Source organism: Stutzerimonas stutzeri (assembly GCF_024448895.1).
Taxonomy (GTDB): domain Bacteria; phylum Pseudomonadota; class Gammaproteobacteria; order Pseudomonadales; family Pseudomonadaceae; genus Stutzerimonas; species Stutzerimonas stutzeri_Q.
Genome location: NZ_JAMOIC010000076.1, coordinates 1 through 658, shown reverse-complemented (window position 1 = coordinate 658; position 658 = coordinate 1). Strand labels below are relative to the sequence as shown.

Annotated in this window: 1 protein-coding gene; it reads right to left on the bottom strand. The window is 55.8% G+C overall.

The window, feature by feature from the left end; all coding sequences use genetic code 11:
* Positions 1-658: GTP-binding protein (locus tag NA619_RS25010; RefSeq protein WP_255964448.1), on the bottom strand; the 658-nt coding region annotated here is incomplete at both ends.

Sequence of the window (658 nt, the reverse complement as noted above, 5' to 3'; positions counted from 1 at the left end):
TCTTCGATCGGCATCAGGAACGGCTTGTCGATGGCACGCTCAGGCTCTGGAATGTAGCTATCCAGAGTTTCAACCAGCTTGCGCACGGCCGAAACGCCCATTTCGTTGTCATCCTGACCGTTCAGAGCCATCAACGCGGAACCGATGATGATCGGAGTGTCGTCGCCCGGGAAATCATAGGTCGACAGCAGATCACGAACTTCCATTTCTACCAGCTCGAGCAGTTCAGCGTCGTCCACCATGTCTGCCTTGTTCAGGAAGACAACGATGTAAGGAACGCCAACCTGACGGGACAGCAGGATGTGCTCACGAGTCTGCGGCATCGGGCCGTCAGCAGCGGAGCAGACGAGAATAGCGCCATCCATCTGCGCAGCACCGGTGATCATGTTCTTCACATAGTCAGCGTGGCCCGGGCAGTCAACGTGCGCGTAGTGACGGATCGAGGAATCATACTCAACGTGGGAGGTGTTGATGGTGATACCACGAGCCTTTTCTTCCGGCGCGTTGTCGATCTGCGAGAAATCACGCGCAGAGCCGCCCCAAGTCTCAGCACAGACCTTGGTCAGCGCTGCAGTAAGCGTGGTTTTGCCATGGTCGACGTGACCAATGGTACCGACGTTCAGGTGCGGTTTGTTACGTTCGAATTTTTCTTTAGCCA